Raw genomic sequence first — 415 nt, forward strand, 5'->3', positions numbered from 1 at the left:
CCTTTGTCCCTGGTCGAACAGCTGCATCATGTTTTGATGCTCTCGCCAGAGACTAGTGTATGTGCTGCGCAGTTCGACGAGGTTGACGACCTTTACCAGCAACCCAATCCAGACCAGCGGGGCAAAGAGCCATATGAGCGCCAGCTCTGGAGACGGCTTTTTCACTCCACAATCCCTGCCGTCTCCACCACCGCGCGGAGTAGCACGTCGGCGCCGGCTGTGGCCCATTCCTTGGAGATGTCCTCGGCCTCGTTGTGGCTCAGACCGCCGACGCAGGGGCACATGACCATGGTGGCGGGCGCTACTTTGGAGGCCCAGCAGGCGTCGTGGCCGGCGCCGGAGATAATGTCCATATGGCTGTAGCCAAGATCTTCCGCGGCCTTGCGCACCGAGGCGACGAGGCCGGGGTCGAAGG

The 415-nt window shown here is 62.2% G+C and carries 1 protein-coding gene; it reads right to left on the reverse strand.

Features of this window, described 5'->3' with window-relative positions:
• Nucleotides 1-161: 161 nt before the first annotated feature.
• On the reverse strand, nucleotides 162-415 hold a 254-nt coding region (locus tag AC1D0P_RS30580), incomplete at its 5' end, for a M20/M25/M40 family metallo-hydrolase (protein WP_477680163.1).

Source organism: Polaromonas sp. P1_G2, from assembly GCF_056405515.1.